Below are 22,657 nucleotides of genomic sequence, written 5' to 3'. Positions count from 1 at the left end.
GAAAACTACTCCAAAGCTTCTTTTCTGAGCTCTTGAAGTTCTTCTAGCATCCTTTGATAGCTTTCGTATCGTGAATATGGAATTTTTCCTTTTTTGACCATTTCTTTTACGTGGCATCCCGGTTCATCTATATGATAGCAATCTGGGAAATAGCATTTATCATTTTCAAATTCTATAAAAAGTTCTCTTAAAATATTTTCAGAAATATGGTCTATATCTAAGCTTGCGAAACCAGGTGTATCTACAACCCAACCACCAAATGATAACCTTAGTAACTCTGCGGCGGTGGTTGTATGCTTTCCTCTGCCAAGCTTTTCGGAAATCTCACCAGTTCTTAATTTCAAATTATTTTCAATCGAATTGAGCAAACTACTTTTTCCAACACCAGACATACCGGCAAAAACAGATATTTTTCCCGAAAGTTGCTGTTTTAATTCTTCTATACCATAACCTGTCATCGCACTTGTCTTTACTACTGGGTAAAGTTTTTTGTAAATACTCTCGAATTCTTTTATTTGTTCTTCTTTTAGCAAATCTACCTTGTTCAACACTATAACAATTGGAAGCTCCTCGTATTCCACTAAAACGATGAATCTATCCAATATATCAAGTGGGACTGCAGGCTTATCTATAGTCGTTACTATAATTACCTGATCAATATTAGCTACGCTTGGTTTTTTTAGCTCAGATTTCCTATTTAATATATTCTCAACAACGCCTTCATTTCCGACAATTTTTGTGTATTCCACTATATCGCCTGTTATTGGTCTTATCCCCTGCTTTTTAAATTTCCCACGTAATTTGCATAGAAATTGTTCTCCTGTTTCAATGTCCTCGACCACTAAAAGATTTGAATAAAACTTAACGACTATCCCTCTCCTTCTCAAAGCTTTATTAATAACTGTATCGCTCACTAAAATTGCCCTCCTTCTGTTCCAATTCCATTTTCTGTACTTTCTGTTGAAGATTGGTTATTTTGATCAGGTTGTATTTGTATTGGTTGAGAAGTATTACCTGAATTTGGTTCAGTTGATTGCTGGACCTCTTCATAATTTTTTACATCAACGCTTGGAGGAATAATTTCTATAGGAGTACTTGAGGTACTACTCTCTTCTTGATTAATACCTTCTTGATTAATACCTTCTTGATTAATACCTTCTTGATTAATACCTTCGTTTTGGTTTGATTGATTGGAAATGGAAGAACTTCCGGAACTTACAAATAAAGTTATACTATCCCAACTCTTAACTTGACTTTTCGGAGTTGGAGACGTAGAGATTACCGTTCCATAAAACTCTGATGCTGGTACATATCTAACAGATGGTATTATGTTCACTTCTCTCAATATAGTTTGTACAGTTTTATACCAAGCGTATTTAAAGTCAGGTAATTCCATCGTAACTGTCTTAACACTTTCCGTGAAGAGTTTAACTTCACTTCTAATCTTAACTCTTGTATTTGGTGGTGGATCCATTTTAATCACTTTTCCTTCTCCACCAATAACTATTACCTTAAAGCCCTTATTTTTCAATATCTCGCTAACTACTCTGGAATCTTGATTGATATAGTTTTCTAAAATGACAGTTCCACGCCTTGCTTTTATGTACATATTAAAGTAAAACAGTAATGAGCCAAAGATTATACCGATTATTAAACCGATTATGATTAATGAAAAAGTTGTTGTAAATTGTACGAAAAATCCACCTTTTTTTCCAAATTTTCTATTAAATGAATCTTTTCTAACTCTTTTATCTATCAAATTTTATTCCTCCTTTTCGCTTTTTGGTTATTTTTTATTAGTTATATATCTTCTTCTAAGTTGACCACATGCAGCGTCTATATCTGTCCCTTTTTCTCTCCTAATCTCATTTTCTATATTGTGTTTATCTAAAACTTCCTTGAATCTCTCTATTGCCCAATGGTGTGGTCTTTCAAATTTCAGTTCACCTGAAGATGGGACCGGATTTACCGGAATTAAATTCACATAGGCCCCCATTCCTTTGAGTAACTCAGCGAGTTTTTCAGCATCGTCGACGAAATCGTTAAATTCTCTTATAAGTATGTACTCAAACGTGACTCTATTCTTTGTTATCTTCTGATATTCTTTCGCTGATTGTATTATCTCTTCAACTGAGTATTTTTTGTTCATAGGCACAATAATATCTCTTTTATAATTATTTGGTGCATGTAAAGAAATTGCGAGTTTTACTTCTGGTAAATCTTGTGCGAGTTCAACAATTTTTTCGGGAATCCCAACTGTTGATATGGAAATCCTCCTCATGCTTATATTCTTACCTTTTTTATGATTCAACATTTTCACGCTTTTTACAACTTCTTTGTAGTTAAGTAATGGTTCACCCATTCCCATGTAAACGATATTCCCTATATTCACTTTTCTGTGTTTCTCCATAGCTATAATTTGTGATACTATTTCTCCTGCGGATAAGTTCCTAACAAATCCACTTTGCCCGGTTGCGCAAAACGCACATTTAGCTGGGCATCCGACTTGTGTTGATATACACGCTGTAATCCTATCTGGGTGGAAAAGTAAGACGGATTCTATCGTGTTATCATCTTCAAGTTTCCATAAGAATTTTGTTGTTTTATCTATTTGGGAAATCTGTATATCTAAAAGTTCAGGGACGTAAATATAAAACCTTTCAGAAAGAGTGTTTCTATGTTCTTTTGAAAGATTTGTCATTTTATCAAAATCGAATTCATGCTTTTTGTAAATCCAGTCCCAAACTTGGTCAACCCTAAATTTCTCCAACCCAATTTTTGAAAATTCGTCAACTAACTCTTCGTAACTAAAATCAAGAATATTCTTGCGCATAAACGCACCTCCAAGCTTATCTTTATCTATTCGATATTTTCAAATTACTAATTTTTATTGATAAAACGCACAACAACCGTCAAAAGCATAATTCTTATCAAAAGGTTTTACTATAAAATTTGCGTAATTTGACACAATTTCTTGTAATTTTTTTCTATAATCTCCTTTTGGTTGCATACAACCTAATGTTATTTTCTCAAACTTTTTTGAAGCCAAATCAAAAATTTTCTCCACCTCTTCAAGTAATGGTGGTTGGCAGTCACTGTATTTCGTACCGGTAGTTGGTATGAAAATGTTAAGAACAATTGAATTGAAATATTCAGAGAGAATATCTATAGCCTTTGGTTCATGTGTAATTTTACCACATATTACACCTATTGTTACATGCGGTACTTTTTTCACATTCAAAGGCAATATAGAATCCAATATTTCTTCAGGTGTTCTATCTATGCCGTAAAGTTCTTTAAGTACATCTTTATCGCCAAAGAAATCAAAACTAATAACATCGGCGATTCCCTCAAGTTCATATGGTGGATTTTTTGGAAATCCTATGTGAAAATTATATTTTAAATCATGAGTTTCTTTCAACTGGCGAAGTTTTTCAAGATAAGGCTTGAAAGGTATCTCACCACTTGGGAACATACCACCGCTTACAAGAAAAGAATTGTACCTGTCTAAATACTTTTCAATATCATCTATATGCACCATATGTTTTATATAATGCCCACCACAATGTCCACAATTCATAGGGCATGATTTTGTAACAGATATTGGAAGTGTGCTTGATGGGTCTATACCAATTGCTGATTTCATCACTTTTCACATCTCCAATCTATTGGAAAGGTTGTGACTCTTTCTTTTTCATCAAGTTGCATCCAACCATCCAGATCGAGTTCAATAAGTTTGTCAAGGGCATCTTCATACTCTTTTTTTGTTATTTTCCTTCCTATCAACGTATCATTCTTTGCCCCGAAATGTGGTATGTACTGAGACATCAAAGCTACTGGGATTCTCTTATCCAGATTCGCTATGAATTCTAAGGCTTTTTCGTGTCCACTTACTTTGTTTGGCGTAACAAGAATTCTTATTATGAGTCCTTTCATCTTTTCTTCATCAAATGGGCCGACTTGATTGTACATCTCTTCAATTGCTTTTTGAGCTATATCCCAATAATTTTCAACTTTTGAATATCTTAAACCATATGCGTTATCTGTGTAACGTATGTCAGCTAAATAGATATCTACATAACCAGATAGTTCTTTTAAAATTTCAACTCTTTCATAGCTTGACGTATTGTATACAACAGGGAGATTAAATCCGTTTTCTTTAGCTATGTCAAGAGCCATTAAAATCCAAGGGATATGAGGTGTTGGTGTAACTAAGTCGAGAGTTTTCGCTCCAGCCTGTTGAACTTTAAGAAAAGCATTCGCGAGTTCTTCTAAAGTTATCTCAAATCCTACACCTTTTTGAGAAAATCCCATATTTTGGCAGTAAATACATTTCATAGGACAACCAGAAAAGAAAACAGCACCTGCACCATTTTCGCCAGATAAAGGCGGTTCCTCGCCCTTATGTAAAACTATATTTGAAACTTTAGGTAGATAACCTACCGTACAAACACCTATTTTTTCTCTTCTATCTACTTTACACATCCTTGGGCACAATGTGCATTCATTTAATATATCAAGGGAGATACCCACTGTATTTTTTCCTCCTTTTTCAATTCTAAGAGTTTTCCAAATTATAATTATATCATTTGATAAACGAAAATAAATGTACTCTATGTATACATTGTTTTACATTCAATTACCTGTGAAGATAAAAGATAAAGTTGATATGTCTGAAACAAATTAAAAAATAGAAGAAATACCAAAGACTTTAACACTTAATGAATATTGAAGATTATAAAAAAAGTGTGGTATAATTTTAAAGTAAGTGTCTTCATCAAATTAGTAAAATAATGATGCAAAAATTTGGGGGTGTTTGGAAAATGGCAAAATCTATGAATCTAGCAGATTTGGTAAAAAGATTAACGATGGCGAAAAGTCCAAGTGGACGAGAGTCGGAAATTACGAACATTATTCTTGAAGAGCTTGAGGGGTACATCGATGGTTACAAAATAGACAAACTTGGAAACCTCATAGTATGGAAAAACGGAAAGAGCGATAAGAAAATATTACTCGATGCGCATATGGATGAAATAGGAGTTGTTGTGACAAACATTGACGACAGAGGCTTTTTAAAAATAGACAGGGTGGGTGGAGTTTCGCCTTATACAATTTACCAATCGAGATTAAGATTTGGAGATATTATAGGCATCGTAGGTGTTGAAGGCGAAACATCTGAAGAATTGCAATCTAATATTCAAAAGTTATCGTTTGAAAAGTTATTTGTTGACATAGGTGCAAAATCGAAAGAAGAAGCGGAAAAGATATGTCCAATAGGAACGTTTGGAACATTTGACAGCTATTTCTACAAGCAAGGCGAATACATGGTTAGTAAATCCATGGACGATAGGATAGGTTGCGCTGTTTTAATAGAGACATTTAGAAGGTTAAGCTCGCCGAAGAATACCATATATGGTGTATTCGCGGTACAAGAGGAAGTAGGGCTTATAGGTGCTTACGTTGCCGGTTACGATATAAATCCAGACGTAGCGATAGCTCTTGACGTTACCGCTGTTGGAGACACTCCAAAAGGTATGAAGAGAATACCAATGGAATTGGGTAAAGGCGCATGTATAAAGGTGAAAGACATGGCTTCTATAAGTAACAGACATATCGTTAACAAGCTCAAAGAAATTGCTGAAAAGTATAACATACCGCATCAAATGGAAGTACTGATATTTGGTGGAACTGACGCTGCTGGTTATCAAGCAACAAAAGCTGGTATTCCAAGCGCTACAATATCAATCCCAACAAGGTATATACATACACCAAGCGAAATGGTGTTTGAACCAGATGTGGAAGCCTCTATACAATTGACTATGAAATATTGTGAAGAGGGGCTTGAATAAAGGTGAAAAAGAATATTCCAGTTGGTCCAAAATTTAGCTCAAAAATCGGCTCGAGAAGATGGCGCGAAGTCACAGATTTTGACTTGAAAATTCTTTCTTGGATAATAATATTCTTCAGTTTGGCGACTATAACGTTAGCTTTGTACGCATTTTATCTTAAAATCCAAAAATCACAGGTGGAAGTTGTTGTTAAAGAGATAACACCAGAAAACAGACCACCTGTAGAAAAGGTAATTAACACTGCAACGGAAACAACCATAATACTTGAAAGTGCTTCAGATGTTACTAATAAATTTACAAATAGCGAAGCAACTATCACAGTATTTGAATCACCAACTGAGTCACCTGAGGAACCAAAAGAAAACCAACAAACATCAGAAATTAAAATACTGGTGACAAAGCCCAACAATGAAATTAGTGAAAATTCGAAATCAACAACATCAACAACGCCTGCAACAGAAGTATCGATGCAGACGGATAATCAGCAAAATCAAATTGCCCAGCCGGAAGAGAATAAGTATCTAAAAGATTTAACAAAATTTGACTATAATTTATTAGTTTCAAGGATGGCGGAGAATCTTCCTTCAACTGCGATGAGCAATGTGTATGTCTACAGTGTAGATGGAGAAAATGCTCTAAAAATAGCTAAATCAACTCAGAATTACGTTATAGATCAAGATAACAAATCATACGTTGTGTTGACATTGTCGAATGTTATGCCAGAGGTAAAACCTATGCAGAGTGCTTACACGGTAATAACTGAACCTATCAAAGATTCGAAGGAAGCGTTCAAATCTGTTGTTAATTTTAGAGCCCTTGGTATAAGCTCGTTTAGTATAAGTACAGCTAATGGATATGTTATTTGTTTAGGTGTTTTTACACGTGAAGACAAGGCGAAAAGCTTTTATTATTCTCAAGATTGGGTTGAACTTTCAAAATACGGATACGTAAAAGGTGCAAAAGTAACGAAAATAGGTAAATGATAAATCACAGAATCTATGGGGAGGATTTTTTAGTGGACTTTCTCAGGGGGATTTGGGAGAAAGTAAGAAGTATAAAAGATGAAAAAAGTTTCTTTATTTTGTTTGCATTGTTGATAGTTATCTTGAGTATATTTTATAGACCTTTTTATTATTCCAAAGTTTTGGCTCAGAAAGAACAACAAGTCAACACTTCTGTTAAAGAAGCGAATTTTCAAAAAAGAGAATACGCTTCACCAATTATTGATTTGAACACAGCCAGTGTTGAACAATTGCAGACACTTCCTGGAATAGGTCCTTCTAAAGCAAGAGCTATAGTTGAATATAGGGAAAAGCAACCGTTTTCTAAGCCAGAAGATATAATGAACGTATCAGGAATTGGTCCGAAGACATTCGAAAAAATAAAAGATAGGATAACTGTTAGCACGGTTAATACGGTTAATATGGCAAACAACACGCCAAGTACAACTCAAAGTACAACTCAAAATAATCAAAGCCAAAATGGCAACAAAAATATTTCACCAGAAAAGATTAATATAAACACAGCTAATTTAGAAGAATTACAAAAATTGCCTGGGATAGGTCCTTCCAAAGCCCAGGCAATTATTGATTATAGGGAAAAAGTTGGAGAGTTCAAATCGATTGAGGAGATTAAAAATGTAAAAGGCATTGGTGAAAAAACGTATGAAAAATTGAAGGAGTTAATAACTATTTATTGAAAATAAATTTTTCTTATTTCCTCGTACGAATCAAAGAACACCTTCACAACTTTTGGGTCAAATTTCTTTCCCACATTTTCCTTTATATACTTAACCACTTCTTCCTCTTTCCAAGCAGGCCTGTAAACCCTATCTGACAACAACGCGTCAAAGACATCTATCAAACTCACTATCCTTGCTTCCAAAGGAATTTCTTCGCCTTTTAAGCCATTTGGATATCCACTACCATCCCAATTTTCATGGTGGTAGAGCGCAACCGTACTTGCGAGTTGAAAAATTGGGTGTTCAATTACGGAAAGAATTCTATAGCCAATTAACGTGTGTGTTTTCATAATTTCGAATTCTTCTTTTGACAATTGCCCAGGCTTGTTAAGTATACTATCTGGAATACCTATCTTTCCAACATCATGGAGCATAGCCGCTATTTCAAACATACTCGCGACTTCGTTGCTGTACCCGAAAAATGGGATCAACATCTTTGCTATTTTGCCGATGCGTTGCACATGTTCTCCTGTTTCAGACGATCTTGTCTCTGTGACTTCTGAGATGATGTATACGATTTTGTAAAGTGTATTAATAAGGTCTTGGGTTAACAAATGGTTTTCCATTACAAGGACAAACTTTTCGAAGCACATCTCAATAAGATTTTTATATATTTCGTCGAACGGTTTTGAAAAATCGATAGATATTTTTATACGTTCGTTCATTTTAATTCTAAATTTCAAATTCAAAATCTTTTCAGAAACCCAAACAAGATGAGAATTTTTATTTAATTCTTTTTCGCTGTTTGACAAAAATTCATATGATAAACTAAAGTTATTATTTAATATCAACGAAACATTATCAACAGCTTCGTTTAGTATGTCTATAAACTCTTGTTCAGCTATCTGGTTAGAAAATCGAGAGGTGTAAAAATTTAACCTTTCAAGTAATTTCTTATGCGTCTCAAGAATTTTTATATATTTATATTCTCTAAGCTTAGAGACAATCAACGTGAAAAGAGCATTGCTTGAAAGTTCAGATTTCTCACGATAGTCATCTATATTGTACCTTAATATTATTTCCCTTGGAGGAGCGTAACCTGGTTGACCGGTTCTTATTACTAGCCGCATTTTCTTATTATCCAGTTCTTCCCTTATAAACTGAACTAACTTTAACCCAGAATCATCGCTTTCCATGACAACGTCTATCAGTGCGACGGCTATATCTTCAATATTTTTCAAAATTTCCATTGCTTCGGAAGCAGAGTAAGCACTGTATATTTTAACAGGGCGTGACTCGAAAATTATATCTTTGGCTATCAGAGACGTGACCGCGTGGATATCTGGTTCATCGTCTACAACAAGTATTTTCCAAGGCTCATTGTATATCTTTTGCTCAGCCTTTTTCTTTAAAAATTCCAACGCTAAGATTTATTCACCCCCTGTTAAAAATTCAGATTTTCAAATTTCACAGGGTACCAAAATCTTAAATGTTGTTCCCTTGCCTTCCTCACTTTCCAATGTTATTTCTCCTCTTAGTAACTCTGTCACAAGCTGATAAACGATACTTAAACCTAATCCACTACCTGAGAATGTGTCAGTTGTATAGAAAGGCTCAAACGCGCGTCTTTTTGTTTCTTCGTTCATACCTTTTCCATTGTCAGAGAAAATCATTAAAACCTTGCTATTAATTTTTTCGAACTTTACAACTATCTCTCCAGGATTATCGTATTCAAAACCGTGTATGATGGAATTATCGATTAAGTTCATCAATATCTGTGCCCATGCACCAGGAACGGTTTTCATCTCTAAATCATCTGATACGTCAACTTTTAACGATACCTTTGTTTTCCTTAATTTCGGATGCATAGCGTTTAGTACATCGTTAACAACATCTTTAATTTTTACGGTAGAAACAGTTTGGGTAAGCTCATTCACAGCTACTCTCTTCAGACTTTGAACAAGGTCTCTTATTCTTTGTGCATTTCTTATCATAATATCAACCAAGTCACCACAAACACTTAGGCATTCTTTTAACTCTTCTTCTGTCAATTCTTCACTGGTCAACTTTTCGGTAACCCTGTTGATTCTATCTTTGATATCTGTTAAAGAAGAATATATTATTCCTATTGGTGTATTGACATCATGTGCAATGTTTATCATCAATTTGCCAAGTACTGCCATTTTTTCAGAGTTTATAACCCTTTGCTGTGTTTCCTCAAGTTCGGATAAAGCTATCTCAAGTTCCGAATTTGCTTCGTTTAGTTCAGAGATAGCATTCTTAAGTCTTTCACTTTTTTCGGTGTTTTTCAAAAGCAAGAAGATTACGAAATAAAGTGCTATGAATATTATAGATATTATGAAGATTAATTTTGCAGGTTCAATATCCGAATATTCAAAAACAACTTTCCCAGCAAGGAAACCCTTATAATCCATCCAATATTCTTTGAATTTTGCGTGAAGATTGAATATTGAATGAAGTATTGTTATATTTTCTGGTTTTGATATTTCCCCAAGAACTTCTCCTTTATCATCGTAGACAGTAATTGAGATTATTTCTTTCTTCTTTATCATAGTATTTAAGGCCATTTCAACAAGATTTTTATTCAAAGTCCAAGAAGGATATGTAAGTGCTTTGGTGAATGATTCAAAAACACTGTAAAGTTCCTTTTTCCAAGATTTAATGTAAGAAAAGGTTATGAACAAAAATGATACTATTAACACAACGGCGGATAAAGAATTTAAAATATAAAATTTCTTTTTATTAGAATTGGTATTTATTTTTGTTTCTTTCACAATTCCAACCTCCTGAAATTAGAAAATGAAAATTAAAATTGTAAATCCTTCAACGTCAAACCATATTTCTTAAGTATGTTTTCATAGTCCGAGGATTTTTTAAATTTTTGGAGTTCAGGTGTGAATATTTCGCTTAAGTATGTACCATGGAAATTCTTTGAAAAAGCTACGTAATAAATCATCTTCTCACTGAAAATTTTTGAATATTCAACATCGTTTTCTATGCCAAGGTCTTTTGCTATTGACTTGCCGACCAAAAGATTGCATACGAACAGATCTATTCTACCATTTTTTAAAAGCTCAAACCCCGTAACATCATCTACTACTGGTTCTTTTCTGAATTTAGCATTCCAAAACCAATCACCGTAGGCGTATCCAGAGGAATATCCACAAGTGACATTGCTAGGTATGTTTTCCAATGTAGAGATATCTATATTTTTGCTTTTCATTTTAAAGAGCAAATCGTAACCAGTACTGAGTGGTTCGTCAGGAAATACAAGGTAAGTTTTTCTCTCATCGTTAATTCTCAGCGACATTATACCATCGTATGCTGAATTGCTCATTGCGTCCAAGCATCTTTCCCAAGGGAGTGTCCGGAAAACTACTTTGTAACCTAATTTTTCAAAAACCTTTGTAACGGTATCAACATCGAATCCTTTCCAGATTTTTTCTTTTTCATCGTACCATTCGTACGGTTTCCAATCAACTGTTAGTATTTCGACAACATTTCCCGGTAAGACATAATCTTGCAATTTGTACTTATTTATCAAAGATGCTATTGTACCTTTTTTGTGAAAGCTTTTAATAGCTTCTTCTATTTTTTGAGATACGTAATTGTTAACTTTTTTGCTGAGTACAATGTAATGATAGTACTTTTCGTCCACCAAATTTAGCTTCTCATATTTATTTGGATTTTGGCTTAAGATATATCCAAGTACGATAGAAGAATAGAATAAGGCGTCTATTTTGTTTTCATCCAAGGCTTTTAATGCTTCCTCTATATTTTTAAACGCTATTATTTCAGATTTACTGAATATATTCGGCATACTTTGGGAAGTTACCGTACTTCCTATAACACCTATTCTTGCTAATGAACTAAATTGAACAATATCCGATTTTCCCTTTCTGACAATAAACATTTCTCTTAATCCATACAGTGGCGTTTTTACATACTGCACTTTATCTTTTCTATCTTCGGAATATGCAGCTCCGATGAAGATATCTATCTCATTTTTTTCAAGTGCGTTAAATATCTCGCTTATAGTTGAAAGATTTTTAGATTTATATTCGATTTTTATACTTTCCTTTGAAAGTTCCATATTTAAAGCTTCGATTATATCTTTACACAAGCCAGTTAACGTATTTCCCAATTTGAAATACTTAGGGATGGCGTTTTGTGGATATGTGTATAAAGTTATGCCGAATATCGAATATGTACCAAAGATTAGAAGAAATAAAAACAGTATACTCATTTTTACTTTCATTTTTCCACGCCCTTTTTAATATGACGTTTTTATTTAAACTGTTTATGAGGTTTTTTAAGAAGAAAAATATTAAAGACTTTATAGGTTCCTATTGAAACAATTACAAGAATCATTCCAAAGATTGAGCCTGATATGTCTATAAAAACGTCGTTCAGTGAAGAACCTCGGTTATAGAACAACTGGTTGTATTCATCGAGTACCGCGAAAAGTGCTGGTAGAGAAACTCCAATAATCGATGAGACTATAATGTCTGATTTCCAAATATAAAAGAATATCGTCGTGATACTACCAAATATAAAATACAAGCCAAAATGCGCAGTCTTCCTTATGAGCATTTCAGCAGGTACGTATTCCGTTTTAAACCAAATCATCTTTAATTTCCTTTCCATTCTTTGAAATATCGCTGTATTTGAAAAATCAATTACACTATCAACTTTTTTTAAGAGTTTGTACACAAAATGCGACTGCATCGAAGATTCTGTTGGCGGTTTTGAAGAAAAGTAGAAAATCAAAAATATCCAAAGCGAAAATATTATTCCAAAGATGATTATTAAAGATAACTTTTTTTGTCTTTTATCAAATTTACGATTTTTTCTCATATCTCTCTCCTTTTTATTCTTTATTAATATTAAAAAATTATCTCTAAAATATTAGACAACTTTTTATTTAATTTCGATTAGTTTTCTTTAATAAAATTATACCACTATCTTTCAAAAAACAAAAAGCGGGCATATTCCCAACGCCCGCTTTCTGGTATCTTTTTCTTTATTTAAATTTATATTTTAATCTATGCATTTCCAGCTATATCAAGTTCACTTATTAGAACAGATGGTACAATCATTCCATTCATACCGATAAAGCCCCTCAAATCGTTTCCAACTTCTTCAATTTTGTGCATTATTTCAAGGAAGTTACCAGAAATTGTTATCTGTTCAACTCCATGAACAATTTTACCATTTTCCACTTTCAGTCCTTTTGCTCCTAAGGAGAAATTACCCGATATCGGATTTGCACCAGAGTGCATACCTTCAACTTCGATGATTATTATTCCATTATCAAGGGTTTTGAGGAGCTCTTCAAAATTCTTTTCCCCAGGTTCGACGTAAAGATTTATAGGTGCTATACTTGTCCCATATGCGTTTCCCGTTGGCTCAACGTTATCTTTTTTGGCTGTTTTTAGATTATGGAGGAATGTCTTAAACACTCCATTTTCAATAATAACTTTTTCTTTTGTGGGTACACCTTGTGAGTCAAATGGTGCTGCGACAATGCTCAGGTTGTGGATTGGTAAATCTTTTACAGTAAACTTTTCGGAAGCGATTTTTTCGCCAATTTTACCTTTGAGTGGTGACAAGTTTTTATGCGCATTATCAGCATTTATCATAGACACAAGCATGCCTAAAATGTCGGAAAATACGTCGTTTCTTAGTATAACTCTGTACTTTCCACTCTTTACCGATTTCGAACCGATTAAAGTGATTGCTTCATCTTTTGCTCTCTCGCCAACGTGCGTGGGATTTATTTCTTCTGGTTTTTTACCAATAGCAAATTCAAAAGCGGATCTTGGTGATACATCTTTTGCCACAGCCATTGCGTACATAAACCCTCCACCACTGACGAATGAAACATTAAGTCCAAGGGTATTTACTATCTTTGATTCACTCATTTGGTCTCCGTATACAGCCATGTCATTTATAATTCTTTCGTCTTCTCTAATTTTCTTGTGAGTTATCTCGACGTAATTCAATCTTTCTTTGACAGAGAGATTTTCAAAAACTCCGTTGTAAGGCTCAATTTTTGGATACACACCTTTTCCGTTGTAAAAGTATTCGATATCTTCTGTATCTACAATCGAAATATTTTCGTACGCGTCCATAAAGACTTTTTCTGGATCATCGAGAGTTTCCGTGTAAGACATTCCGATTTTCCCATCTTTAAGGACTTGAACGTTTATCCTGAACTTTTCCGCATCTGTATATTGGTCCATCTCACCGTTTTGGTATCTCACTTGGAAATTCCTTGATTTTGAATAACTGATCTGCACCTCTACAACTTTTCCCTTTGCAAGAGCAAATATTTTTTCTTTGAATTCTTCAAAATTTATTGATCTCATTTATTTCGCCCCCCAACAATTATTTCACGTACCTTTATCGTTGGCTGACCAACGTCTGCTGGTATTGAGCCACTGTAAGAACCGCACATACCTTGTCCTCTTGCAACATCGTTACCAACCATTTCTATTCTTTGAATAATTTCGTACCCTTTTCCTATGAGTGTTGCACCTTTAACTGGCTTAGTTATTTTTCCTTTTTCAATTAAGTATCCCTCGTTCACTGCAAAATTAAATTCACCAGTTGCCGGATTGACGGAACCGCCTCCCATGGTCTTTGCATACAAACCGTAATCGACGGATGCTATGATTTCTTCGGGATGATAATCTCCAGGAAGAATAAATGTATTACTCATTCTTGACGTTGGCGCGAATGTGTAATCTTGTCTTCTTCCACTACCTGTTGAAGGCATTCCCATTCTTCTTGAGCCTAATTTATCTATCATATATCCTTTCAATATGCCTTTCTCAATTAAAGTGATTCTCTGTGTAGGTGTTCCTTCGTCATCTACATTTGCGCTTCCCCAAGCATTTGGTATTGTTGCATCGTCAACAGCGCTTACACACTCTGCTGCGACTTGCTGCCCTAGTTTACCAGCAAAAACAGACATGCCACGCGCAACTGAACTTGCTTCAAGAGCATGCCCAACAGCTTCGTGGAAAATAACCCCACCGAATTCGTTGGATATCACAACGGTCATCTTACCAGCTGGCGCTGGTTCCGCATCGACCATTCTTGTTGCTATTCTTGCTGCTCTAATTCCAGCTTGCTCAACATCAATCTTATCTAAAAATTCAAATCCCATTGCTGCGCCTGGCCCATAGAAACCAGATTCCATCTGCCCATCTTTCATCGCGACAGCATTAATCATGAGCCTTGTTCTAACACGGTTATCGGTTACGTAAACACCTTCAGAATTTCCGATTAAGACATTTTGATTGTAATCCCAGTAATTCACAACAACTTGTGCGATTAGAGAAGAATAATTCTTTGCAGCTTCGTAAGCACGCTTCATATAACCAACCTTTATATCTTTTCTCACTTCTTCTGGTTTGAGTAGTATAAAGTGCCTGTTGTTTAATTCTTTCTTTCTTAAATCAAAACTTGTTCCAGATAGTTTTACCTCTCCTAAAGCTTCACCGACTCTCTTTGCGACAGATAAAACACTTTCTTTTGACAAATCATTGGTGTAAGCGTATATAGCCTTATCACCCAAAAATCCCCTAATACCTATTCCAAACATTCTTCCAGTTTGCGCGTTTTCAACTTTACCATTCTTAAGTGAAATATTTGTTGAATACCTATCCTCAACAAACACTTCGGCGAAATCTCCGCCATACTTTAGTACAGTTCCTAAAATTTCCTCAACAAATACTTTATCAAACCTATCAATCACCTTTATCCCTCCCTTGTGAACAGAAAAGCGTGTAATATAATTCGTTATACGAACAATTTTACACCTTTGAATTATACAAAGTCAATAGTGATATTTTATAAAAATAACCAAAAAATAACTAAATTCTTTCAAAAAAACTATCAAGCTGTGAGAATGATAATTTCATCATTATTGGTCTTCCATGGGGACAAGTTAGTAGATTTTTACTTTTTATTTCTTTTATTATTTGCTGTACTTCATCGTGAGAGAGTTTATCTCCGGTTTTTACGGCGGATTTGCAAGCTTTGGAAGCAAGAACATACGTTAAGCCTTTTGGCTTTTCGAAAGGAATTCTGTATTCCTCTAAGATTTCAAGAAAAACATTTGAGGCGTCTGTGACTTTTAAAATTGATGGGATCTGCTTTATTACAACCTCGCCATTTCCGTCTTCTAACGTTTTTATTTCAAAGTCAAAACCGTATTTCTTGAATTCATCTGTCAATTGTCGCGATAACTGTAGAAAGCTTTTTCCAAGTTTTATTTGTAATGGTATAAGCAATTGTACAGTTTCGAATTTATTTTCTTTGAGTTGTTCGTATATTATTCGCTCATGAGCTGCATGAAAATCAATGATAACCAATCCATCTAAATCTTCAAAGACAATGTATCTATCTTTAAGTATGATAAATTCTCTTGGGAGAGATTTTTCGTTTAATTGTGGGAGTAATAAATTTTGTGATATAGAAGATGATGGTTCGTATGGTCTGTATGTTTGAGGAGTTTCTTTTTGGTACAAATTTTTAAATTGATTTGGATACCATTCAGAATCTGTGTGTTGGTAATTTTCAGCCTTTAAATTTTGATTTGAAATTTCACTTGAATATTTTTCTTCTTCCTCTGAATTTTTTGATATAGACATCTGAAAAAAGCTGAATTTCCTCAAAGTTGTTCTAACAGTTCTTGCTATCTCGTTATACACATTTTGTGGGTCGGAGAATTTTACTTGGAGTTTTTGAGGGTGTATATTAACATCTATTTTATCTGGTAGAAAGTCCAAGAAAATCACACCATACGGATGTTCACCTTGTGCTAAAGCTTCACCATATCCGCGCTCAAATGAAAGATTAAGCAAATTGTCCATTACAAAGCGTTTGTTGACAAAAAAAATCTGTCCAGAACGGTTTCTTCTTGTATACTGTGGAGAGGAAATTATACCCGAAATCTGCATTATCTCACTTTGAAAAGGTTCAATTAAGCTGAATTCTTTTACCTCCGGAAATATAAGAGAAAATCTATCTTCCAAGCTTCCTTTTGACGCATTGTAAACTATTTCATCTTCTATCTTAAAAACAAAACTTACACTTGGTTGTACCAACATAAATTTCTCAATAATTTCGGTTACCATCCGAGTTTCCACTTTTTCTGAAGAGAGAAATTTTCTCCTCGCTGGGATATTGAAAAACAAGTCGTAAACCTCAACAGTTGTACCTCTTTCTCTGTGAGTTTCCGTAATTTTTATAATTTTTCCGCCGATTACCTCCAACCTGTGTGCGATATCTCCATCCGAAGATATGATAATCAAGCGTGATACTTCGGCAATTGAGGAGAGTGCTTCGCCACGAAAACCGTAAGAATATATATTATATATATCTTCTAAAGCGGCTATCTTACTTGTTGTAAATCTATCGATTGCGATGAGCATATCATCTTTTGACATACCTATACCGTTGTCTGAAACCTTTATATATGACTTTCCACCATTTCTAATTTGTACTTCTATGCTTGTTGCGTTCGCATCTAAACTATTTTCAACAAGTTCCTTTACAACGGAAGCTGGATTAATAACAACCTCTCCAGCGGCGATTTTTGAAACAACTTCCTGAGGGAGTTTTTTAATAACCGACAAAATACCACCTCCTGTTTTTTCTATTATATCACTAAAAAAAGGCATCCTGCTTTTAAGCAGGATGCCTTCTATGGAATTATTTAAAACAAGAAGTTAGAAACAAAGATTACAGTCCACCTGAAAAAGTGAATGCGATACCAATTCCCGGCGTAGTTTGACCAATAGGGATAAATTGGTCAGTTGTTGCTGTTAGTTTCAAATCGGCATTTGCAAAGAACAAATTAAAACCAAAACCAATCGTGTGGGCATATCCTGCTGGATTCATTCCAAGCATGTAGTATAGCTTTAAAAGTCCAAGGTTGAAACCAGCATAACCTTTTGCCATCCAATTCCCATCAAGCCAATAACTACCTGCAACACCCCACATTAATGGGTTTTGCCCTTTGAAATAGCCGGTTATTTGTATTGGTGGTATAACATTGACAGGTTCGGTCAAATAAGATAATGGAGAATTATAAATGTTGTAAGTTGCATCGAGTGTCAAATTTGTACCTTCTGCTGTGTAATTTACTTTTCCATCGGATCTAATAGCTATAACATATGTTGCTTTTGCGGGTGATATTGTTATATTTCTGACTGCAATTCCAAAATTATCAGTTCCAAAGCCGAGTTCCAAAGATATACCCGAATTCTGGAAATTGAATATCTCATTTTCAATATTATTAAGATTATAACTGCTCAAAATACGTGCTTGAGCTTGGATATTTAGTTCGGCGTAAGACGGTGATGCTGAAGAGGTGTAATATGCATAAGCGTATGTAGAATTTTGGTCAGAAAAAGCTATTGGTGAATAAAGATTTACACCGACGTAGAATTTTTCGAAAACTATTGAACTTCCAAGGTTCATAGTAATATTTGTCTTAAGGAAATTTGTTACAGTTGACTCATTTGTTTCACCTATGTTCGTTTCACCGAATAGAATATTTGAAACAGTTTTTGGAATTGATAAACTTAAATTACCATCTATTCTTAAGTATGGAACAAACCTAAAACCAAACAAATTTAAATGAGCGTAAGTACCAGCGTTTGCGTTAAAAAACGCTTTTAAACCATTATTTATAGCTGATTTCATTGTTTCAGTGTTGATTATTAATTCCTCTTCGTTCAATAAAGCATTTAAATTATCCATTGTCAAAAAATTTTGAGATAGTTCAATATCAGCAAATGCTCCAACTTTAAGTAAAGCAGTCATATCTTCTTTTACAAGTACGACATTTCCGTAAGAGCTGAATGGTTGAATAATCATTGAAAAAGACAAAACAGATATTAAAGAGAGAACCGTGATTGTCAAAATTTTATTTTTCATATCTTATCACCTCACTTAATTTGACTTCAAACTAACGCTGGTTGCAACTTCAAGTTCAACTGCCAGGTATGGCGCTATGCTCAAAACTCCATTGTAATTCAAAGATACAGTTTTACCTTCTGGAACTATTATCTCCCAAGGTGTGGAAGATGTAGCTAGTGCTTGCAACTTTTCTTTTGGAATATCTATAACTGTATCTCTGTTATCACCCGGTTTAAGTTCTACGGATACTATTGGTTCATTGTTTTGATCTTTACCTAAATATAGTTTCCCTACAATTCCAGTAGTATTATTGAAGCTACCAAACTTTAATTTAACAGATTTTATTATATCTTTTAATCTGCCAAGTTCTGACAAATTAACATTTTCGCTCTTAATTTTGACATCTTTTGTTGCGGTTATCTTTAAAGGAATATCCATATCTAATGAAAACACTATTTCGCTGTCATTACTCAATTCACCGCCTCCTGTGTTCATTTTAACACTCAAACTTAAAATTTGCTCATTTTTTATAATGTTCTTTAAAATATAGCTTATATTTTTTTGCTCACCTTTTGTTAAATGCACAGGATTTTCTGATATTGTTATTGTTACTTGAGGATTTATTGTGGAATTAATAACATTAAATGATACAGTAGCGTTTGGTGTAATATCAAAATCCTTTAAGAACGCAAAATCACCTGTGAATAGGTTGGAAAAATCATATAAATTATTAAAAGTCTGTGTAAATGTAGTGCTTTTTAGATTTATTTTAGATATCTCAAATTGTTTTATTTCAGGTGTAATTGAAAGACTTATACCGTCTTTTAATGGAACGTTTGTAACGGTTATAGGTGTTGATAATGTAGGTGTTATTTTCAAGTAGAATTGATTGAATGTAGTAAAATCGATATTTTTATTTAAAGCCTTAAGGGATATGGTTCCACTACCACTGAGTGTGTGTTCGCCTTCACCTTCCGTAAGGAAATTCGATTCAATATTCATTTTGACTTGTGATGTTATATTTGAAACGTTGTAATTTAAGTTAACGATTAGATTAATTAAAGCGCTATTTGCAAGGTCTTTTACGAAATCTGGAATGTCTTGAGTAATTTCAATTGGATTCAGCGCGTTTGGTGGGTTAATTGACGCTGAGCGAATAAAAGTATCATTGGAAATAGTTGAGCTGTAACTTACAGTACTTCCAGTTACGGTGCCAGTTATTAAAATGTTGACATCTGCTGGTATGTCTACATCTTGAAGATTTACTAATATTTTAGAATCATCAGATAATGAAACTTGTTTACCCCCAAATGTTCCTGAAACATTTGTTGGTGTCAAACCATTAAATGATAAACTAACTGTTCCAGCGCTAAATTCGATAGAATTTACATTTGGTATTGTTATAGTTAGCTTCAATGGGAAGTCCTTCACAGCCGTAACGTTGACCGATGGTGTGACTTTTATTTTTGGATTTTGTGTTCTAAAATCAAAGTTTACTATTCCCGTAAGTGTTATAGTTCCTTCAATGTTTATTCCATCGCTCAATTTGAAATAGTTTGTGCCAGGAAGGTTTATCGATGCTGTTTTTCCGGTTCCATTGCCACTTCCGATTTCTGTTCCTCCGGATTTCAATTTGATATTTTGAGATATCGTTCCACTTATATTGGCGACTATCTCCTCATTAATGGTTCCGGAGAGTTTAATTTGGTAATCTTGTTGGTAATCTTGTGGGAATGTGAAGACTGTTTCGTTTATGTTTATCTCTATTTTTTTTGAATTAAGCTTGCTTGTATCGAAATCTTTCGCATAGTTTACCAATGGATCTACAAATTTGAAAGTTACTTGCGCCATACCGCTTGCGCTTGAGTTGAACCTGAGTTGTAGACTTGAAGATTTTTTGACTAACAAGTTAGATACCGTTACTTCTTGATTGTTGCTGAGATTAACGGTTCTACCATCTAATACCATTGAGATATTAGATACTGTTACGTTGGAAATTTTTACGTAAATTCTTACATTTTTTAAATTCGCTTCGGTGAAATTAAAAAGGCTTTCGAGTGTGCTTACAGGAATTTCAAACGAGTTTGTACCACTTGATACAGGAATATTTTCATCGTCTAAAAATGTTATACTATTGATATAAATTTCCGTAGCTGATTGGGGTATTTCTAATTCACTTTGGGATAACGTCGGCAATGGGATTGTTCCAGAGAGCATATTTGCGAAACTTGAAGTGTCGATTGTTATGTTGAAATTCTCAGATAATTTTGCAAGTTCATCTTTAAGCTTATTTTCTAAATCTTTCAATAACGTTTTTGGTGAATACTCTACTTGTGTTGCCAAGCTTAACTCAAGCGGATCCGTTTTTTCAAGTGTCAAAGAACCAGAGATGTTGTTTTCAAGTGGAGATATAAAATCTTTGATTCTTAAGTTGGAGGTTGTTATAGGGAATTCCAAATACTTTGTGTATTTAACATTCACCTTTTCAGGCGCTTTTTGCGGAATTCTTAACCCACAAGAAAAAATGAGTGAAAGTGTTAGAATGAGTATTAGAACCCATAATATCTTAATTTTTTTAATACCTTTCATACTACTACCACCTCCCAATTTTTTCTATTATATACTTTTAGACAATCTAAACGTTGATAAGTTCAAAAAATAAAAAATAAAAATGGCTTGTAGGAATTATACATTTTATGGTAGAATATCTAAATAGAAAAAGGTTAAAATTAATTATACTACTATACCATTATACCATATTCTGGCTTTAAACACTTTTCTATTATTTAGGAGGAAAAAGTTATGGGTAATTCAATCTTCAATTCCAATTTTGATACACTCAAGACGGCTCTTGACGTTCAAATGAAAAGACAAGAAATACATGCCCAGAATATTGCTAATGCGGAAACGCCTGGGTACAAAAGAAAATACATAGCATTTGAAGAATATCTTCAAGAATCGAAGATGAAATTACAAATTGCAAGAACAAGTGAAAAACACCTTCCATCATCAATAAAAACTATAACAGCAAAACAAGTTACGGTAAAAAATACAACTTTGACAAACGACAAAAACAACGTTGATATCGATATGGAAATGACAGAGATGGTTAAAGATGCGCTTAGATACCAAGTTCTTTCAAGGCTTATGAGTGCAAATATAGATAGGTACAACACTGTCTTAAGGAATACAAGATAATAATGGAGAAAAATATTAGCGTAGATTGAGAAATTATAAATATAGAGAAATGAGGTGCATTTGCTATGCAAAGTGAATTCAACATAATGAACATATCTGCCACAGGTTTGTCAGCCCAGAGGTTTAGAATAGAGGTAATTTCTACAAATATAGCGAATTCTGAGACAACAAGAACGGAAAACGGTGGACCATATAGGAGAAAAGTGCCTATTTTTCAAGAGGTTTTAAGAAATATAAAGGGTAATCAAGAAAATGGTGGAGTTATGGTGAAAAGTATATACGAAGACCCTTCTGAGTTCAGGATAGTGTATGACCCAACTCATCCAGATGCAGATGAAAATGGTTATGTAAAATTACCGAACGTCAACATTGTCCGTGAAATGGTTGATATGATTAACGCACAAAGAGCATACGAAGCGAATGCGACAGCAATTAACACAACAAAAGCTATGATAAACGCAGCCCTTCAAATCGGGAGGTGATGCTAAATGATAGAAAGAATAAATGGGGTTAACAACCAAATTCAAAATATTTCCAACACTCAATCTAAGTCAGGCAATAGTGAATTTAGTAAAATTCTCTCCGATGCGTTACAATCTGTCAATGAACAACAGAAAAATGTTGAGCAGATGAGTGATGATTTTGCCAAGGGGAAGATAAGCAATATTCACGAACTAGTTGTAGAAGCAGAAAAAGCTTCGATATCTTTGAGACTTACCGTTGAAGTTAGAAATAGGATAGTTGATGCTTATAGAGAGATAATGAGAATGCAATTCTAATTTTTTCCAAAGTAAATAAAAAGCGGGAGCGAATGCTCCCGCTTTTTTGTATAGTTTGTATAAACACTAAACTATTTTTCAAATTTTCAAATTATTTTGCAATCGAAAACACAACTGCAACTACTCCCAAAATAATGCCAAACCATGCTATTGTATTTACATTGTTCAATTTTTCATCGAATTTCTTTTCG

20 protein-coding genes are annotated in these 22,657 nt (G+C 34.1%); 6 read left to right on the top strand and 14 right to left on the bottom strand.

What is annotated here, in order from left to right:
- Window positions 1–5 precede the first annotated feature (5 nt).
- Genes rsgA through AS161_RS04010 form a run of 5 tightly spaced genes read right to left on the bottom strand, consistent with a single transcriptional unit; the run spans window position 6 to window position 4,533 of the window.
- Window positions 6–914: a ribosome small subunit-dependent GTPase A gene (gene rsgA, locus AS161_RS04030; protein WP_241241328.1), complete on the bottom strand. Its 909-nt coding sequence runs from the start codon at window positions 912–914 to the stop codon at window positions 6–8.
- Window positions 914–1,759, bottom strand: coding sequence for a PASTA domain-containing protein (locus AS161_RS04025; protein ID WP_164541875.1), 846 nt, complete (start codon window positions 1,757–1,759; stop codon window positions 914–916). The genes rsgA and AS161_RS04025 overlap by 1 nt, the downstream gene beginning before the upstream one ends.
- Window positions 1,760–1,786: 27 nt before the next feature.
- On the bottom strand, window positions 1,787–2,833 hold the full coding sequence (rlmN, locus tag AS161_RS04020; RefSeq protein ID WP_164541874.1) for a 23S rRNA (adenine(2503)-C(2))-methyltransferase RlmN: 1,047 nt from the start codon (window positions 2,831–2,833) through the stop codon (window positions 1,787–1,789).
- Window positions 2,834–2,887: 54 nt separating this feature from the next.
- A complete protein-coding gene (locus AS161_RS04015; protein ID WP_011994826.1) occupies window positions 2,888–3,646 on the bottom strand; it encodes a radical SAM protein in 759 nt (252 codons plus the stop codon).
- A complete protein-coding gene (locus AS161_RS04010) occupies window positions 3,646–4,533 on the bottom strand; it encodes a radical SAM protein (protein WP_164541873.1) in 888 nt (295 codons plus the stop codon). The genes AS161_RS04015 and AS161_RS04010 overlap by 1 nt, the downstream gene beginning before the upstream one ends.
- A 290-nt stretch (window positions 4,534–4,823) precedes the next feature.
- On the opposite strand from AS161_RS04010, the gene AS161_RS04005 reads away from it, so the two are divergent.
- Genes AS161_RS04005 through AS161_RS03995 form a run of 3 tightly spaced genes read left to right on the top strand, consistent with a single transcriptional unit; the run spans window position 4,824 to window position 7,548 of the window.
- Window positions 4,824–5,849 carry a M42 family metallopeptidase gene (locus tag AS161_RS04005; protein ID WP_206518762.1) on the top strand — a complete coding sequence of 342 codons (1,026 nt, stop codon included), beginning with the start codon at window positions 4,824–4,826 and terminating at the stop codon, window positions 5,847–5,849.
- A gap of 2 nt (window positions 5,850–5,851) precedes the next feature.
- A complete protein-coding gene (locus AS161_RS04000) occupies window positions 5,852–6,832 on the top strand; it encodes a hypothetical protein (protein WP_164541872.1) in 981 nt (326 codons plus the stop codon).
- 32 nt (window positions 6,833–6,864) lie between these two features.
- A complete protein-coding gene (locus AS161_RS03995) occupies window positions 6,865–7,548 on the top strand; it encodes a ComEA family DNA-binding protein (protein ID WP_164541871.1) in 684 nt (227 codons plus the stop codon).
- Here the strand turns inward: AS161_RS03995 and AS161_RS03990 are convergent.
- From AS161_RS03990 to AS161_RS03950, 9 genes are all read right to left on the bottom strand, one after another.
- Window positions 7,542–8,951 (bottom strand): HD domain-containing phosphohydrolase, encoded by a 1,410-nt coding sequence (locus AS161_RS03990; RefSeq protein ID WP_241241327.1) that lies wholly within the window; start codon window positions 8,949–8,951, stop codon window positions 7,542–7,544. The two genes, AS161_RS03995 and AS161_RS03990, sit on opposite strands and share 7 nt — an antisense overlap.
- A 39-nt stretch (window positions 8,952–8,990) precedes the next feature.
- Window positions 8,991–10,325 carry a HAMP domain-containing sensor histidine kinase gene (locus AS161_RS03985; protein ID WP_164541870.1) on the bottom strand — a complete coding sequence of 445 codons (1,335 nt, stop codon included), beginning with the start codon at window positions 10,323–10,325 and terminating at the stop codon, window positions 8,991–8,993.
- A gap of 32 nt (window positions 10,326–10,357) precedes the next feature.
- Window positions 10,358–11,809, bottom strand: coding sequence for a transporter substrate-binding domain-containing protein (locus tag AS161_RS03980; RefSeq protein ID WP_164541869.1), 1,452 nt, complete (start codon window positions 11,807–11,809; stop codon window positions 10,358–10,360).
- 29 nt (window positions 11,810–11,838) lie between these two features.
- On the bottom strand, window positions 11,839–12,408 hold the full coding sequence (locus AS161_RS03975) for a VanZ family protein (RefSeq protein WP_164541868.1): 570 nt from the start codon (window positions 12,406–12,408) through the stop codon (window positions 11,839–11,841).
- A 188-nt stretch (window positions 12,409–12,596) separates the two neighbouring features.
- On the bottom strand, window positions 12,597–13,913 hold the full coding sequence (locus tag AS161_RS03970; protein ID WP_164541913.1) for a TldD/PmbA family protein: 1,317 nt from the start codon (window positions 13,911–13,913) through the stop codon (window positions 12,597–12,599).
- Window positions 13,914–13,918: 5 nt separating this feature from the next.
- On the bottom strand, window positions 13,919–15,316 hold the full coding sequence (locus tag AS161_RS03965) for a TldD/PmbA family protein (RefSeq protein ID WP_164541867.1): 1,398 nt from the start codon (window positions 15,314–15,316) through the stop codon (window positions 13,919–13,921).
- A gap of 118 nt (window positions 15,317–15,434) precedes the next feature.
- Complete coding sequence (mutL, locus tag AS161_RS03960) at window positions 15,435–17,201, bottom strand: DNA mismatch repair endonuclease MutL (protein ID WP_164541866.1); 1,767 nt, start codon at window positions 17,199–17,201, stop codon at window positions 15,435–15,437.
- A 106-nt stretch (window positions 17,202–17,307) separates the two neighbouring features.
- Window positions 17,308–18,507 (bottom strand): hypothetical protein, encoded by a 1,200-nt coding sequence (locus tag AS161_RS03955; RefSeq protein ID WP_164541865.1) that lies wholly within the window; start codon window positions 18,505–18,507, stop codon window positions 17,308–17,310.
- A 15-nt stretch (window positions 18,508–18,522) separates the two neighbouring features.
- Window positions 18,523–21,078 carry a hypothetical protein gene (locus AS161_RS03950; protein WP_164541864.1) on the bottom strand — a complete coding sequence of 852 codons (2,556 nt, stop codon included), beginning with the start codon at window positions 21,076–21,078 and terminating at the stop codon, window positions 18,523–18,525.
- A gap of 213 nt (window positions 21,079–21,291) precedes the next feature.
- On the opposite strand from AS161_RS03950, the gene flgB reads away from it, so the two are divergent.
- The 3 genes from flgB (at window position 21,292) to fliE (ending at window position 22,466) form a co-directional block, all read left to right on the top strand.
- Complete coding sequence (gene flgB, locus AS161_RS03945; RefSeq protein ID WP_241241326.1) at window positions 21,292–21,687, top strand: flagellar basal body rod protein FlgB; 396 nt, start codon at window positions 21,292–21,294, stop codon at window positions 21,685–21,687.
- A gap of 65 nt (window positions 21,688–21,752) precedes the next feature.
- On the top strand, window positions 21,753–22,169 hold the full coding sequence (gene flgC / locus AS161_RS03940) for a flagellar basal body rod protein FlgC (RefSeq protein ID WP_164541863.1): 417 nt from the start codon (window positions 21,753–21,755) through the stop codon (window positions 22,167–22,169).
- Window positions 22,170–22,175: 6 nt separating this feature from the next.
- Window positions 22,176–22,466: a flagellar hook-basal body complex protein FliE gene (gene fliE, locus AS161_RS03935; protein ID WP_011994842.1), complete on the top strand. Its 291-nt coding sequence runs from the start codon at window positions 22,176–22,178 to the stop codon at window positions 22,464–22,466.
- Window positions 22,467–22,657 lie beyond the last annotated feature (191 nt).

The organism is Fervidobacterium sp. 2310opik-2 (genome assembly GCF_011057735.1).
Lineage (GTDB): Bacteria > Thermotogota > Thermotogae > Thermotogales > Fervidobacteriaceae > Fervidobacterium > Fervidobacterium nodosum.
This window is presented reverse-complemented; position numbering and strand designations above follow the sequence as displayed.